The sequence below is a fragment of the Pseudoalteromonas rhizosphaerae genome, from assembly GCF_028885455.1.
Lineage (GTDB): Bacteria > Pseudomonadota > Gammaproteobacteria > Enterobacterales > Alteromonadaceae > Pseudoalteromonas > Pseudoalteromonas rhizosphaerae.
Genome location: NZ_CP118496.1, coordinates 3,900,530 through 3,916,384 on the forward strand (window position 1 = coordinate 3,900,530; position 15,855 = coordinate 3,916,384).

13 protein-coding genes are annotated in these 15,855 nt (G+C 41.8%); 4 read left to right on the plus strand and 9 right to left on the minus strand.

Going from position 1 to position 15,855, the window contains the following annotated elements:
• Positions 1 to 10 precede the first annotated feature (10 nt).
• From bamA to rpsB, 9 genes are all read right to left on the minus strand, one after another.
• A complete protein-coding gene (bamA, locus tag PVK79_RS16785; RefSeq protein ID WP_257326214.1) occupies positions 11 to 2,482 on the minus strand; it encodes an outer membrane protein assembly factor BamA in 2,472 nt (823 codons plus the stop codon).
• Between the two features lie 104 nt (positions 2,483 to 2,586).
• Positions 2,587 to 3,939: a sigma E protease regulator RseP gene (gene rseP / locus PVK79_RS16790; protein WP_257326215.1), complete on the minus strand. Its 1,353-nt coding sequence runs from the start codon at positions 3,937 to 3,939 to the stop codon at positions 2,587 to 2,589.
• A gap of 1 nt (position 3,940) precedes the next feature.
• Positions 3,941 to 5,146, minus strand: a complete 1,206-nt coding sequence (gene ispC, locus PVK79_RS16795) for a 1-deoxy-D-xylulose-5-phosphate reductoisomerase (RefSeq protein WP_145240482.1) — start codon at positions 5,144 to 5,146, stop codon at positions 3,941 to 3,943.
• The gene (locus tag PVK79_RS16800) at positions 5,143 to 6,009 is read right to left on the minus strand and encodes a phosphatidate cytidylyltransferase (RefSeq protein WP_145240480.1); all 867 of its coding nucleotides are present in this window, start codon (positions 6,007 to 6,009) and stop codon (positions 5,143 to 5,145) included. The genes ispC and PVK79_RS16800 overlap by 4 nt, the downstream gene beginning before the upstream one ends.
• Positions 6,010 to 6,026: 17 nt before the next feature.
• Entirely contained in the window at positions 6,027 to 6,806 is a 780-nt protein-coding gene (gene uppS, locus PVK79_RS16805; RefSeq protein WP_145240478.1) for an undecaprenyl pyrophosphate synthase, read from the minus strand.
• 58 nt (positions 6,807 to 6,864) lie between these two features.
• Positions 6,865 to 7,386: a ribosome recycling factor gene (gene frr / locus PVK79_RS16810; protein ID WP_215909106.1), complete on the minus strand. Its 522-nt coding sequence runs from the start codon at positions 7,384 to 7,386 to the stop codon at positions 6,865 to 6,867.
• A gap of 50 nt (positions 7,387 to 7,436) precedes the next feature.
• Positions 7,437 to 8,186 carry a UMP kinase gene (pyrH, locus tag PVK79_RS16815; protein WP_145240474.1) on the minus strand — a complete coding sequence of 250 codons (750 nt, stop codon included), beginning with the start codon at positions 8,184 to 8,186 and terminating at the stop codon, positions 7,437 to 7,439.
• A 159-nt stretch (positions 8,187 to 8,345) separates the two neighbouring features.
• A complete protein-coding gene (tsf, locus tag PVK79_RS16820) occupies positions 8,346 to 9,197 on the minus strand; it encodes a translation elongation factor Ts (protein WP_145240472.1) in 852 nt (283 codons plus the stop codon).
• 105 nt (positions 9,198 to 9,302) lie between these two features.
• Positions 9,303 to 10,031 (minus strand): 30S ribosomal protein S2, encoded by a 729-nt coding sequence (rpsB, locus tag PVK79_RS16825; RefSeq protein ID WP_145240470.1) that lies wholly within the window; start codon positions 10,029 to 10,031, stop codon positions 9,303 to 9,305.
• 271 nt (positions 10,032 to 10,302) lie between these two features.
• Between rpsB and map the strand changes: the two genes are divergently transcribed.
• The 4 genes from map (at position 10,303) to PVK79_RS16845 (ending at position 15,851) form a co-directional block, all read left to right on the plus strand.
• A complete protein-coding gene (gene map, locus PVK79_RS16830; RefSeq protein ID WP_145240468.1) occupies positions 10,303 to 11,088 on the plus strand; it encodes a type I methionyl aminopeptidase in 786 nt (261 codons plus the stop codon).
• Between the two features lie 53 nt (positions 11,089 to 11,141).
• Entirely contained in the window at positions 11,142 to 13,760 is a 2,619-nt protein-coding gene (glnD, locus tag PVK79_RS16835) for a [protein-PII] uridylyltransferase (protein WP_145240466.1), read from the plus strand.
• Positions 13,761 to 13,769: 9 nt separating this feature from the next.
• Complete coding sequence (gene dapD, locus PVK79_RS16840; protein ID WP_145240464.1) at positions 13,770 to 14,597, plus strand: 2,3,4,5-tetrahydropyridine-2,6-dicarboxylate N-succinyltransferase; 828 nt, start codon at positions 13,770 to 13,772, stop codon at positions 14,595 to 14,597.
• Positions 14,598 to 14,837: 240 nt separating this feature from the next.
• The gene (locus PVK79_RS16845) at positions 14,838 to 15,851 is read left to right on the plus strand and encodes a tetratricopeptide repeat protein (RefSeq protein WP_257326216.1); all 1,014 of its coding nucleotides are present in this window, start codon (positions 14,838 to 14,840) and stop codon (positions 15,849 to 15,851) included.
• Positions 15,852 to 15,855 lie beyond the last annotated feature (4 nt).

Here is a 15,855-nt window from a genome sequence, read left to right on the forward strand (position 1 = left end):
AAAAACTCCTTTAGAATGTATTACTAATGTTAAAGCTGATGGTCTTCGTATCGTCATCTTCTTCTTGTTGCAATGGATACGCAAAACTAATCAACATAGGACCCATAGGTGAGATCCATTGTAGTGATAAACCGGTTGATACCCTAAAGCGCAGCGGATCTGAATAATCCTCAAGCTTAGCGCGTTCATCCGGCCCTAAATTTTTATAACGATCAACGTTAAATTCAGTATCCCATACGTTTGCAGCATCAATAAAGAAGCTGGTGCGTACAGAACTGGTATTATCTTCATCCAAGAATGGAGTTGGCACAATTAACTCCATGCCAGCAACCGCTTTAGCATTACCACCAATACGCCCTTGTGGTGTTAACACATCAAACTCTGGCGAACCGCCGATATTACCTGTTAGGCCACCATCTGGCAACGAAGTGCCCGGAATTAACTGTGGCGTACGTGATATTGCGCGCGGCAATATAGTATTACGGTCAAAACCGCGTAATTCCATTTCTGTTATACGAAAGTACTCTTGGAATGGCAATGTTTGGTCGTAACCATTGGTTGTGCCATAACCGTTACCATAACCAAGCGCAGCACGGGTTGAGAATACCCAACGATGGTTATTCGAAAGCGGCCAATAAAAACGCGAGTCATAGTTTAACTTAAAGTAAGTTAAATCAGAGTTTGGCGTAGTACCTGTTAAGTTTAATGTTTGACGCGAACCTGCCGTTGGGAATAAGCCACGGTTTACTGTCACACGAGACCAGCCAACGCTGAGTTCGTACTTAGTAAAATCAAATCCTTTATCTGGGTTGTTCGGGTCTAAGAAGGTCTCACGTAGTACACGAGTTTGCTCATATTCAGCAATTTCAGATAATTCTTCTTGGATCCAACGTACACCAAAGTTGATACGGTTTACCGCATCAATTGGGAAGCCTATATTAGTACCAATACCGTAGCTTTTCGATTTGTAATCGATGAGGCTAAACTTACTTGCATCGTAATTACTGTAGAAAATACTACTGCCTTGCGACACACCATCTGGAGTGAAGTAAGGGTCGGTATACGATAAACTAACACGTTCTGAACCACGCGAGGTATTGATGTTAAAGCCAATCTGGTTACCCGTGCCTAAGAAGTTAGACTCAGTAACACCGATATTAAATTGCAGACCTAAGTAAGAACCATAAGCAAGACCTGCATTAAAGCTACCTGCTGATTGCTCTTTAACAGTAAAATCGACATCAACTTGGTCATCTATACCAGGGACTGGCACAACATTAAAATCAACACTTTCCATGTAAGGAAGACGTTGAATTTGTAGCTTTGAACGCTCAAGATTCTGATTCGATAACCAGGCGCCTTCCAGCTGGGTCATTTCACGACGTAATACTTCATCTGCGGTATTTTGGTTACCACCAACGATAATACGACGAACATAAACACGCTGACCAGGATTAACTGAGAGTGTTAACTGAACTTCTTTGTTTTCATCGTCAATTTCAGGAATGGTGCGAACTTCCGCATTCGCATAACCGAAACGCGCTAAATAACTTTTGATAAATTCTTCAGATGAGGTAACCACTGAGCCATTATAAAGTTCACCGGCACGAAGTGGAATAACGCTTTTGATCAGTTCTTCACGGCCAAGTAAATCACCAATGAAGTCAAAGCCTTTCACTTTGTATTTAACGCCTTCGGTGATGTTAGCTGTTACATACACAGATTCACGCTCAGGACTAACTGATACTTGTGTTGAGTCAATATTAAAACGTAAGTAACCACGGTCTAAATAATAACTACGAATTTTCTCGAGATCGCCTTCAATGGTTTGTTTCTGGTAGCGATCGCTGCCCATAAACTGCCACCAAGGTAAATCTTGTTGTGACTCAGCAAGTGCTAACAAGTCTTCATCACTAAATAATTCATTACCAACTAAGTTGATCTGACGAATAGATGCGGCATCGCCTTCATCAAACTCAAGTTTTAGCTTAACGCGGTTACGCGGTAACTTAGTGATACTGACATCAATTTTAGCGTTGTATTTACCAATACTGTGGAAAAACTCTATTAAGCCTTTCTCGATGTTATCCACCACAGTTTTATCCAGTGGTTCACCTTGGCGAATATCTTGCTGATCAAGCGACTGAGTAAGCTGCTCGTCTTTAATGTCTTTATTACCTTCAAACTCAATAACACTAATTGTTGGGCGCTCTGTTACTTTAAAAATAACATTATTGCCATCACGTAGTGCCTTGATGTTGTCGAAGTGACCTGAGTTATACAAAGACTTAATCGTTTTTGAAATTGTGTAGTCATCAACATTATCACCCACATTAATAGGAATATGTGTTAATGCCGCTCCCAACGCAACGCGCTGTAAGCCTTCAACTTTTAAATCGTCAACAATAAAGGAGTTTTGGCCTAGGGCTGCAAAGCTAGCACCTAATAAACTTGTTACTGCCAAATGTTTTTTTATAGCCATTTTATTATCTTTATCCTTTACAACGGTATTACCGCTCAACACCTTAAAATTATACTTTAGCGGTGTTTTACAATCGTGTTTTAATTCGAGACTGTCGCAATTGCTTACAATCGCGATACATCATTGAACAAAGCGAAACATGTAAGAAAAATGAGTAGCAAGGCACCCACTTTAAAACCAAATTCTTGTGTCTTTTCAGAGACCGGCTTTTTACGAAAAAGTTCAATTATGTAATACATTAAGTGCCCACCATCAAGCACTGGTAAGGGCAATAAATTAAATACGCCCAAGTTTACACTTATCAATGCTAAGAAGCCTAAAAACGCTACTAAGCCATAGCTTACGCTAGTTCCCGCTCCAACAGCAATACCAACTGGACCACTTAAATTCTTCACTGATACTTGACCAGTAATTAAGTTACCAATCATATCAAAACTTAGGCTGATCAAGCGCCATGTTTCACTTACGCCCAGCACCATACTATCGAGTGGACCATAATGTCTAGTTTCAATGTAACCATCTGGCCATGTTTCAACCACCGGCGCTACACCTAAAAAGCCTTGTAGCAAGCCATCACTATTACGTTGTCCTTTCGGCGTAACATTTAGCAGCTCTATACTATCTTGTCTTTTTACACTAAATTGTAATGATTTGTTAGCGGATTGCTGAATAACATTAACTAACTGCGTCCAACTGGTTATTTTTTCACCATTTACTGCGATAATTTCATCGCCTGCTTGTAAATTAGCGTCTGCTGCAGCAGAGTTTGGCGAAATTGTGGCAACGGTTAAAGTCGCCTGCGGACGAAACGGTACAATACCTAATGAAGCTAATGGTGGCACATCTTGTTGATCAAGTTTCCAACCATCAATATCAAGCATTTTAACCTGTTCTTGAAATTGCTCGTCACGCACGGTAACTGCAACGCTTTTATCACCTAGGCTGGCCATTAACGCAAACGTAGCATCTTGCCAGGTAGCAATATCATTATCGCCAATTTTTATAATTTGCTGACTAGGCATAATACCGGCTTGCTCAGCGCGGCTACCCTCATTTACTGAGCCAACCACCGGCTTCACCGATTGAACCCCAACCATGTACATCGCAGCTAAAGCAAAGATAGCAAATATAAAGTTAGCCAGCGGGCCTGCCGCTACAATCGCGATACGCGCTTGTACTGACTTGGCATTAAATGATAAGTGACGTTGTTCAGCTGACACCTCATCAACACGTTCATCAAGCATTTTCACGTAGCCACCTAAAGGAATTGCTGCAATGACATATTCAGTGTCGTGTTTATCGTGCCATTTTATTAGCGGTTTACCAAAGCCAATAGAAAACCTTAACACCTTCACACCCGCTTTGCGGGCAACCCAAAAATGGCCATATTCATGCACTGTTACTAAAATTCCCAGCGCTAGAATAAAAGAACCTAAATTCCACAGAAAATCGAACATATTAGCGTACTACCTTTGCAATGAGTTGCGTCGCTTGAAGTCGAGCTAAACGGTCACATTCAAGAATTTCATCGAGCGTGTGTACGTTTACATCAACCGTTGTGTCTAATGTTTGTGCATTAATGCGGTATATATCAGTAAAGCCTATCTGCCCTTGTAAAAATGCCTGCACAGCAATTTCATTGGCAGCATTAACTGTCGTTGTAGCACCTTGTCCAGCATTACACGCAGCAATAGCTAATTGTAAATTGGGATAGCGGGCAAAATCTGGTTTCGTAAAAGTAAAATCAGCAAGCTGTGAAAAATCCAGTGGTGTTACTCCAGCATCAATACGCTGTGGGTATGCTAAAGCATGAGCAATCGGTGTACGCATATCTGGATTCCCCATTTGCGCTAGCACCGAGCCATCTTGGTATTGCACCATTGAATGAATAATACTTTGCGGGTGAATGACCACTTCAATATCGTTTGCCTGGCAGTTAAATAGCCATTTAGCCTCAATAAACTCAAGGCCTTTATTCATCATAGTGGCTGAATCAACAGATATCTTTTGTCCCATCGACCAATTTGGATGCGCCACGGCTTGTGCCACAGTAACGTCTTTTAAAGAGGCAATATCACACGTTAAAAAAGGCCCACCAGAACCGGTAAGTAAAATTTTACTTACCCCATGCTCATGTAACTGTGCATTAGTTTTAGAGCCTTGCAGTGCACTTGGCAGGCACTGGAATATGGCATTATGTTCACTGTCAATCGGTAGTAAAGTGGCTTTATGTTGTTTTACTTTATCAATAAACAACTGACCTGACATGACTAAAGATTCTTTATTCGCCAGTAATACTTTTTTACCTGCTTCTACCGCACTGAGTGTAGGTATGAGCCCTGCTGCACCAACAATCGCCGACATTACCGCGTCAACGTCTGGGTGAGCGGCCAGTTCACTCATGGCGGCAATGCCACTGCGGATCACTGTTTTGCAGCCACTGCCCGATAAGTGTTGGCTTAACTTAGCTGCAGCGCTGTCATCTGCCATCACTGCAAAGCGTGGTTGATGAGCAATACACAATTGCGCCATCAATTCACTATTATTACCTGCCGCAAGTGCAAATACAGCAAACTGTTCTTGATTACGCGCAACAACATCTAAGGTACTTAAACCAATGGAACCTGTTGCGCCGAGAATGACGAGTTGTTGTCTACAACTCATAAACTAAGTGTCCATGCATAGCACAACACAAAAATGGGGGCTGCAGCAGTTAGGCTGTCAAGGCGATCTAAAATACCCCCATGGCCAGGCAAACATGAGCCACTATCTTTAAGACCAGCTTCGCGTTTAAACATACTTTCGAGTAAGTCGCCAATAGCTGAGAATAACGCGATGAATACAGTCATAATCGCGTAAATTGGCCAAACAGACATATCTACATTGGTAAAATGACAAAACGCTAAAACAAAAATTACCGCAGCAACTAAGCCACCAGCTAAACCTTCAATGGTTTTATTAGGGCTCACTTTTGGCATTAACTTATGCTTGCCAAAGTTTTTACCCGTAAAGTATGCACCAATGTCAGCACTCCATACGATCCCCAGTACCACTAAAATAAGCATCGAACCAAAGTGCGTTGATTGCTCATAGTTAGCACTGCGCAGTGTATTAAGCGCAAGCCACAGCGGTACTAAGGTGAGAATACCGGCAATAGCGCGCATAACCACCCCTTCGTTCCATGCTTTAGCCATTGCTGGGTAGCGCCACACTAGGTAGGTGGCTACAATCCACCACGAAAATGACAGTGTGAATATATAATTTGCGTCTCCTACGAGCTGGCCGTCGACCCACAGTCCATCAATTGGCCAATGCCAATTAAGCAGTACCAGTAACAAGCCAATAAACGTCACAAACGAAAAACGTTTAACTTTATCGCATAACCCCATAAATGCCGACCATTCCCACGCGCCTAATAAAACAATCGCGCCAGCAATGTAACTAAACAATGTAAGAGGTGTATAAAAAACCAACACCAGTGCCAAAGGCGCTAGCACTAAAGAGGTTAAAATTCGTTGTTTTAGCAAAGTGTTACCCTTTTTAATTAGGTTTCAGCGAGTAATTGTTTTATTTGTTCGCCAGTACAACCAAACCGTCGCTCTCTGGCAACGTAACAAGCGATAGCATCAGCAAAAGCTGCTTCATTGAAGTCAGGCCAAAGCGTATCGGTAAAGTAAAGTTCAGCATAAGCAGCTTGCCACAATAAAAAGTTGCTTATGCGTAAATCGCCACCAGTACGGATCAACAAGTCAGGTTCAGCCTGATCTTGCATACTCATATGGGCGGCTAAATCGTGCTCTGTAATATCATCAGGGTTTAACGTCCCTGCAGCAATCAGCTTACCTAATTGCTTTGCAGCATTTGTTATATCCCATCGACCACCATAATTTGCCGCTACATTCAGTTGCAAACCAGTATTATTAGCCGTTAATTCATGTGCTGCATCAACCTTGCTGCGCAAAGTATCTGAAAAACGAGATAAGTCACCAATAATGGTTAACTTAACATTATTTTTGTGTAGCTTTTTAACTTCCTTACTCAGCACAAACAAAAACAGCTCCATCAAGGTACTGACTTCATCTTCGGGGCGATGCCAGTTTTCACTACTAAAAGCGAATAGAGTCAATGACTCTACTCCTAATTTAGTACAAAACTGCACAGACTGACGGACCGCATCCACGCCTTTTTTATGACCGTACACACGTGGTCTATTCTTGGCTTGTGCCCAACGACCATTGCCATCCATGATTATAGCGACATGCTTGGGTAAACATTGCTGGGAAATTTTATCAGCGTTAAGAACCATAAATATCGAGTATTCCATAAAAAAACGCCGCCTAGTATACCCCAGACGGCGTTTCAAAACTAATAAATTTACTAGCTTAGATTTCCATCAACTCGGCTTCTTTCGCCGCTAATTGAGTGTCCATCTCTTTAATGAATTTGTCCGTTAGCTTTTGAATTGCATCATCAGATTGACGCGCTTCATCTTCAGAAATATCTTTATCTTTCAATAAGTTTTTAACGTCACCGTTAGCATCACGACGAATATTACGGATTGCAACACGGCCGCTTTCAACTTCACCACGAACGATTTTAATTAAGTTTTTACGACGTTCCTCAGTTAGCGGAGGAAGTGGTACACGGATCACAGAACCCGCTGACATTGGGTTTAAACCTAAGTCAGATGCCATGATTGCTTTCTCTACCGCTTGTGCAAGCGATTTATCAAATACACTTAACGCAAGTGTACGTGAATCTTCAATCGTTACATTGGCAACTTGGTTCAATGGCGTTGGTGCGCCGTAGTATGGCACCATAATGCCATCTAATATTGCCGGATGAGCACGGCCAGTACGGATTTTAGATAGTTGACTGCTAAGTGCCGTTACACTTTTCTGCATACGTTCTGCAGCATCTTTTTGAATATCGTTTATCACGGTTCAATCCTAATCTAGTTAATAACTTCATCTGAGGCTTGTGAAGAAATAAGAGTGCCTTCTTCTTCGCCCATAATTACACGCTTTAAAGCGCCTGATTTATTCATATTAAATACGCTCAACGGCATCTTGTGATCACGCGCAAGAGTGAATGCCGCAAGATCCATTACTTTTAATTCTTTTTCAATGATTTCATTGTAGCTCAAGTGACGGTAAAGTGTCGCCTCTGGATTTTTTACCGGATCATCACTGTAAACACCATCAACCTTGGTGGCTTTAATCACGGTATCGGCTTCAATTTCAATACCACGTAAACACGCGGCCGAATCCGTTGTAAAGAATGGGTTACCAGTACCGGCTGCAAAAATAACTACACGGCCCGTTTTTAATAAGCTAATTGCCTCAGCCCAGTTGTATGCATCACACACACCGTTAAGTGGGATAGCTGACATTAAACGACAATTTACAAATGCACGGTGCAACGCATCACGCATTGCAAGGCCATTCATGACAGTTGCTAGCATCCCCATATGATCGCCAACTACGCGATTCATGCCTGCTTCAGCAAGTGAGCCGCCACGTAAAAAGTTACCGCCACCGATAACTAAACCCACTTCTACGTCGAGTTCTACAAGCTCTTTGATTTCTTGCGCCATACGGTCTAATACTTTTGGGTCGATGCCGAAGCCTTCGTCTCCCATCAGTGCTTCACCGCTTAATTTGAGAAGAACGCGTCTAAAAATAGGTTTACGATTGATTGTCATAGTATTTGGGCCAACTTTATAAAAAAAGGATAAAAAATAACCGCGCTTATGATTTTCACATAAAGAGCGCGGTTATTTTAAAGAATTTTCAGCGATGACGCAAAAGCAAATAACAGAATAATTTCATCTAACTCACTTTTTCGTCAAAGGAAATCGATTTTATTGACCTTTAGCAGCAGCAATCTGTGCAGCAACTTCAGCAGCAAAATCTTCAGTTTTCTTCTCGATACCTTCACCAACTTCTACACGTACGAAGCCAGTAACTGTTGCGTTTTTCTCTTTAAGAATTTCGCCAACAGATTTTTTAGGTTCCATGATGAAAGCTTGACCAGTAAGAGAAACCTCACCAGTGAATTTTTTCATGCGACCAACAACCATCTTCTCAGCGATTTCAGCAGGCTTGCCTTCGTTCATCGCGATTTCGATTTGTACTTGCTTTTCTTTTTCAACAACGTCAGCAGGTACATCTTCAGGTGCTAGGTACTCTGGGTTTGAAGCAGCAACGTGCATTGCAACGTGCTTAAGTGTTTCTTCATCAGCAACACCAGCAACAACAACACCAATACGCTCACCGTGACGGTACTCAACTAGTTGCTCACCAGCAATGTACTGTAAACGACGTACGTTGATGTTTTCGCCAATTTTAGTAACTAGTTCAACACGATCTTCTTCGAACTTAGCTTGTAAGTCTTCGATAGAAATCGTTTCTGCAATAGCAGCATCAGCAACTTTGTTAGCAAATGCTAAGAAACTTACGTCTTTTGCTACGAAGTCAGTTTGACAGTTAACTTCAACTAGTACTGCAACACCTGCATTTTGCTTGATGATGATAGTACCTTCAGCAGCAATGTTACCTGCTTTTTTAGCAGCTTTTGCAGCGCCACTTTTACGCATATTTTCAATCGCTAACTCGATGTCACCATCTGTTTCAGTTAACGCTTTTTTACAATCCATCATGCCAGCGCCGGTACGCTCGCGTAATTCTTTAACTAGGGCAGTAGTTACAGCCATTAGTAAATCCTCAAATCTGAATTCAGGTTTAGATAAGCGGGTTACCCGCTCTACAAGAATAGCAAGTCTTCATCTAAAATTAGATGAAGACTTGATGACAGCTAATTACTCAGCTTCTACGAAGTCGTCTTTCTCAGCTTGAGCAACGATATTGCTCTCACGACCTTCAGTGATTGCTGCTGCAACTGCGCCTGTGTAAAGGTTGATTGCACGGATAGCATCATCATTACCAGGTACGATGAAATCAACACCGTCTGGGTTAGAGTTAGTATCAACGATCGCAACAACTGGAATACCTAGGTTGTTAGCTTCACGGATAGCGATGTGCTCGTGGTCTGCATCGATAACGAAAAGTGCGTCAGGAAGACCACCCATGTTTTTGATACCGCCAAGGCTCTTTTCAAGCTTTTCCATTTCGCGGTTAAGCATTAACGTTTCTTTCTTAGTTAACTTCTCGAAAGTACCGTCTTGGCTTTGGATCTCAAGGTCTTTAAGACGCTTGATTGATTGACGAACTGTTTTCCAGTTAGTCAACATACCACCTAACCAACGGTGATTTACGTAATACTGATCACTAGCGATAGCGGCTTCTTTAACCGACTCGCTTGCTGCGCGCTTAGTACCAACGAAAAGAACTTTACCTTTGTTTGACGCAGCACCAGTTAAAAACTTAAGTGCGTTGTTGAACATTGGAACAGTTTGCTCAAGGTTGATGATATGAACACGGTTACGTGCGCCGAAGATGAAAGGCTTCATCTTAGGATTCCAGTAACGTGCTTGGTGACCGAAGTGAACACCAGCTTGAAGCATGTCGCGCATTGAAACGTTTGCCATTTTGTATTTCCTCTGTTTAGTTTAGGGTTAGGCCTCCACATACCCCATAGCACCAACACCGCAGTTAAATGAAACTGAAATGCACCCAAGTGTATGTGACGATACGTGTGTGTGTTAAAATAAAATTGTGTTTGCCTTAAATACAAAAAATCATTTAAGAATTTATTTGTAAAAAGACGGCGCGCTTTATACCATATTAAAAACAAATATTCAACGTCGCGTGCAAAATTTGTGCGACGATAAATGTGTAAAACTCGACAATGGAGCCTCCATGAGTGCTGTGATCAAGACCCCTGAAGAAATAGAGAAAATGCGTGTAGCCGGGCGCTTAGCGGCAGATGTCCTGGAAATGATAGAGTCACATGTAGTTCCCGGTGTAACCACTGATGAACTAAATACAATTTGTCATAATTATATTGTCGATGTGCAAAAGGCAATTCCTGCCCCACTAAATTACCATGGTTTTCCTAAATCAATTTGCACCTCAGTAAACCATGTAATTTGCCATGGTATTCCTAACGACAAAGCATTAAAAGATGGCGACAGTGTCAATATCGATATCACGGTTATCAAAGATGGCTACCACGGCGACACATCAAAAATGTTTCATGTTGGCACGCCAAACATCCAAGGCAAGCGTCTTGCTGAAGTAACGCAAGAAAGCCTTTATTTAGCAATAAAAATGGTTAAACCAGGCGTGCGTTTAGGTGATATCGGCGAAGCGATTCAAAAATATGCAGAGAGCTTTAACTACTCAATTGTTCGTGAATATTGCGGCCATGGTATTGGTGCAGAGTTTCATGAAGAACCACAAATAATGCATTATGGCCGCGCTGGAACTGGCGAAGCCCTAAAAGCAGGTATGTGTTTGACTATTGAGCCAATGGTTAACGCGGGTAAACGCCAGTGTAAACTACTAAAAGATGACTGGACTGTGGTTACTAAAGACCGTAGCTTGTCTGCGCAGTGGGAACACACCTTATTAGTAACTGAAAATGGTGTTGAAATTTTAACGCTTCGATCAGATGATACGATTGACCGGATCATTGAACATTAAATACTGACTCACCCGACTTAGGGTGAAATTAGTATGCTAAGGAGCCAGCCCACGTGGCATTACCCAATAAAGTTAAAAAATTGCTCAGCGATGCTGAGCAATTAACCGATTATCGCGATTGTTCTAATTATTTTTATAAATGGTTACAAAACGAGTTTTCAAAACAGCCAGTCGGTAATTTGATTAATGCCCGGGCTGAGTTTATCGACCGCTTACTGATTAAACTGTTTCATGTTTATGATTTAGCCCATGAGCCAGATTTAGCCTTGATCGCCGTTGGCGGTTACGGTCGCGGTGAGCTGCACCCCTATTCAGATATCGATTTTTTACTGCTAGTTACTGAGCAACCTAGTGATGCCGTGTGTGAAAAGATCGGCCAATTTGTGACCATGCTCTGGGATCTTAATTTAGAAATTGGCCACAGTGTGCGTACCATTGAGCAAGCGATTGAGCAAAAACGTGCCGACGTAACTTTTGCCACTAGCTTGCTTGAAAGTCGACTACTGTTCGGTAATCACATTGAATATGAAAAACTCAAAGAGCATATTCTTGATACGCCTGTATGGCACTCTGACGAATTCTTTTTAGCAAAAGTACATGAGCAACAACTGCGTCATAAAAAATGTCACGGTACAGCATACAACCTCGAACCAAATATCAAAGAAAATCCCGGAGGCCTGCGAGATCTGCAAACCATCATTTGGGTTGCTAAAAAACATTTTAGAGCCGAAACCTTACAAGAGCTTATTAGCCACGGCTATCTCACTCATGAAGAATACCAAGAGCTCCTAGAGTGTTTAGAAAATCTCTGGAATATCCGTTTTGCGCTGCATTTAGCGGCTGGACGCTCTGAGAACCGGTTATTATTTGATCATCAACCACTGGCTGCTGATTTACTTGGCTTTGGTAGCGATGGTAAAGCCTCAGTTGAGCGGATGATGAAGCGATTATTTAGGATCATGAGCCGGGTCCGTGAGCTAAATCAAATGTTGTTATCATATTTTGAACAAAGCATTTTACCGGAAAGTAACGAACAAGCAGTAGTTGAACTCGATCGTAATTTCGAACGTGTTGGCCATCAAATTAGGGTAAAAAATCCGTCCGTGTTCTTTCGCCGTGATCAACTATTTGTATTGTTCGAACACATTGCCGATAACCCTGAAATTACCCATATTTACCCAAGTACTATCCGTACCATTCGCCAAGTGCGCCGTCGCCTGTTAGGAGATTTGCAAGATTATGCCGCCTGTCGTGAAGCCTTTTTACGGCTAATTAAACACCCTAACGGCATGGGCCGTGCATTTACTTTAATGCACAAGCACGGCATGCTTGCCGCTTATTTACCCCAGTGGCGAAACATTTTTGGACAGATGCAATTTGACTTATTTCACGCTTATACTGTGGATGAACATACTCATAAGTTGATCAATAACATTTATCAATATTTTGATAAAGCAAACGTCAGTGAGTTTCCTATTTGTTGTGAAATAGTCACCCGCATGGACAAGCCCGAGCTACTGTATTTAGCGGGCATCTTCCATGACATTGCCAAAGGCCGTGGCGGCGATCACTCAGAACTCGGTGCTGTTGATGCCATTGCTTTTGCCAAATTACACCGTTTTTCAACTTCCGATGGCAAATTGATTGCTTGGCTAGTTAGTAACCATTTACTTATGTCTGTAACTGCACAGCGTAAAGATATTAATGACCCAGATGTGATCAAAGACTTTGCTACTCGAGTTAAAACCGAACGACAACTTGATTACCTATACTGCTTAACCGTCGCAGATATTCGCGCCACTAACGACAACTTGTGGAATGATTGGAAAAACACCTTGTTGCGTGAGCTTTACCTGCATACTCAAAGGGCGTTACGGTTAGGCCTTGAAAATCCTATGGATCAGCGCGACCAAATTCGCGATAAAAAGCATCAAGCCAAACAACGGTTAATCAACAATGGCTATGATGAAAATCAGATTGATTTAATTTGGAGCCGTTTTAAAGCAAATTACTTTACGGCCTTTAGTGAACAACAACTATCATGGCACACCGAACATTTACTAAACTGCGTTGATTTAAGCCAACCCAGTGTTGCGGTATCAAATACAGCCATGCACGGCGGTACACAGATTTTTGTTTATAGCCCCTACTCCGGCGGTTTATTTGCCCGTTTAGTAAGTGTGATCGGCTCTAAAAAAGCGCAAATTCAACATGCTCAAGTGCTCACCACTCGCGACGGCTATGTGCTGTTTAGCTTTGTAGTACTTGAAGTCAGTGGCGACCCGATTGCCAGCGCTCAAGCGCAGTCAATCAAACGCGGCCTTGATCAAGCTCTTGCTGATCCGAAAAAGAAAATTCGCTTTAAAAAGAATCGCTCACAACGCTTTAAAGATTTTAATATTAAACCAAAAATTATCCTGCGCCCTCACCCGCGTAAAGACCGCAGCTTAATCGAAATTCAAGCGGTAGATATTCCTGGCTTATTAACCAAAATTGCCGAAGTGTTTCAAGCCCATTTATTACATATACACGCCGCGCGGATCACCACCGTAGGTGAACGTGCAGAAGATTTCTTCGTGGTATCGAATAACGAATACCAAGCTCTTACCGACGAAGAACAAGCAAAAATTCATCAAGCATTGCGTAAAAAACTCAACGCAGAAACCGAATAAGAGGATCTTATGTCAGATTTAAAAACCACCATTGAAAACGCCTGGGATAACCGTGATAGCATCAGCCCGAGCACAGTACCTAGTGATGTAAAACAAGCCATAATCGATGTACTTGAGCTACTTGATAGTGGTGCCGCCCGTGTTGCTGAAAAAATCAGTGGTGAGTGGGTTGTCCATCAATGGCTAAAAAAAGCCGTGTTACTGTCGTTTCGTATTCGTGACAATCAACCAATGAACGACGGCGTAAACCAGTTTTATGACAAAGTACCACTTAAATTTAGCGACTATACACCGGAGCAATTTCAGCAAGGTGGCATGCGCGTTGTACCAAACGCTGTTGCCCGTAAAGGCAGCTTTGTCGGTAAAAATGTAGTATTGATGCCATCATATGTAAACATTGGTGCTTACGTTGATGATGGTACTATGGTTGATACATGGGCCACTGTAGGCTCGTGTGCACAAATTGGTAAGAACGTACACTTGTCAGGAGGTGTTGGCATAGGTGGCGTTTTAGAGCCATTACAAGCCAATCCTACTATCATTGAAGATAACTGTTTTATTGGTGCACGCTCTGAAATTGTAGAAGGCGTGATCGTTGAAGAAGGCGCTGTTATTTCAATGGGTGTTTACATCAGCCAAAGTACTCGCATTTACGACCGCGAAACTGGCGAGATCCACTACGGCCGCGTACCAGCAGGTGCAGTGGTTGTTCCAGGCGCACTGCCATCAAAAGACGGTACTCACAGCTTGTACGCTGCAATTATCGTGAAAAAAGTAGATCAGCAAACCCGCGAAAAAGTAGGGATTAATGCATTATTGAGATCGATAGACGAATAATAGAGAGCTGAAAAGTTCTAAACAATAAGCTGATTGACATTAACAGTAAATAAATGAAAGCCCTAAATCTATATAGATCTAGGGCTTTTTCTATCTGTGTTATTTTCTCTTTTATGATAAATATCACCTTTAAATACAACATACTTGATAGCTGAGAACTTATTCTGGTTTATTAGCTTTGATTTGTATGACTGCGGCAACTATAATTATCAATCACATCATTAAGTAATTGAGATCAAGTTGTTACGGCTTTTCGTTATATGTTGGTTCCTGTTACTTGGTTTTCAGCAAGCTTTTGCTACTGAACTAAGCACTTTTGAAAATAAGTTAAACGAAGCTGAAGACTACCTTGTGGTCAACCCAGCGCAATCTATTATTATTCTTGAAAATCTTGACGATATCGATAAAGTTTCACCTGAGTTATTTATTCGTTGGCATCTTATTAACGCCCGAGCAGCCGTTCCGACCAGCCAATTTGACCGCCTTCATCAGTCTGTAGATGCGATATTTAGTCAGCAGCAAGCCCCTTATTTCAAAAAGAGAATAACGTCTATTATGAGTGCGTTAGGTATTTGGCTACGCTATGCAGAGTATTTAGACGATGCCCAACTAAGTTTTCAATGTGGTTATAAATACGCTGAAAATGATCGTCAACGCTTGACGCTTACCAACAGTATGGCACTGGTCGCTATGGCACAAAATAACAATGACGAAGCGCGTAACCTATATGCCGAAAGCTATAATTTCACGGTGCGTTTAAACCTCCCTAATGTTGTCGCCATGATAGAAAGTAACTTGGGCTATTTGGCACTTGATGAGAATAAAATCCCAGAAGCTGAACATTATTTTCGTAGTGCCTTAAGCCGTTATCAAATTATTGACAAGCGAGCGGGACAAATTTCTGCAGGATTAAATCTGTTAATGGTATTTTTGATCCAAGATCAAACAATAAACTTTGAAAGATTATACGGACCCACATCCACTTTAACCCATGCCTTTCCCAATGAGGCTAAACAAGCTTTATTACTATGGCTGGAAATGCGTTTTAAAAAACTTAAAGGAAATTATGTTAGCCGAAAGGACGTAGCACAATTGCAAATAGCTTACGAGCAATTAGAAAGCGATCAAATGAAAACCTTTGTACACCGTTACTTTGCTAAAAAGCTCGAAGTCCCTATCGTACCACCAAAGAAAATCCCCCCTAAAAAGTTTACTCGTTCTTGGTTTGAGTTAGTTAAAAAATGTCAGTGGTAATTGT